We start from the raw sequence: 609 nt of genomic DNA, 5'->3' as shown, positions 1-609 counted from the left end.
GGGTTCGAGGACATGGGCCCGGCGTGGGTGGGGGTGCGCGAGGCGGTGGCGGCGGGCACCCTGCGCGCGGGGGATCGCAAGGCGCCGGCGGTGGCCGAGGCGTGGATCCGCCTGGTGCGCCAGCTGCGCCTGCGCCTGACCGCCGAGCTGGGCGTGCCGGTGGCGCACGTGCTGCCCCGCAAGGTCGCCACCGACCCGGCCGCGCGGATCAAGGCCACCACCGCGCTGCTGGCGAGCGAGGGGCGGTTGGAGGCCACGTTGCGGGTGCCCGGGGCGGTGGGACCGCTCACGGTGGTGGCCGATGTGCGCACCGGGCAGGTGCGCACCAGCGTGCGGGTGCCGGCTCCGCAGGAGGGCGGTGGGCAGCGGCGGGTGAGCTGGTTGCTGCGCCAGCTGGGTGAGGCGCCGGGGGAGCTGCTGATCGAGACGCACTTCACGGGGCGATCCGAGAGCACGTGCGAGCAGCTGCGCGACGTGCGTGATGCACCCACCATGCTGCTGGTGGACAAGGGGGCGCAGGTGGCGGCGTTCACGCTGATGCGCACCACGTCGATGGGCACGAAGCGCTCGGGGGTGCGGGGGGCGTTCATCCCCTCGGTGACCGAGGCG

General features: G+C 75.4%; 1 pseudogene. It reads left to right on the top strand.

Annotated elements, in window-relative coordinates:
* Nucleotides 1-609, top strand: a pseudogene (locus ACRYR7_RS25610) (TerD family protein); the annotation flags it as partial.

It is taken from the genome of Kineococcus gurbantunggutensis, assembly GCF_050871925.1.
Taxonomy (GTDB): Bacteria; Actinomycetota; Actinomycetes; order Actinomycetales; family Kineococcaceae; genus Kineococcus.
Note: the sequence above shows the minus strand (reverse complement) of the source record. Positions and strands in the feature narration are given on the sequence as shown.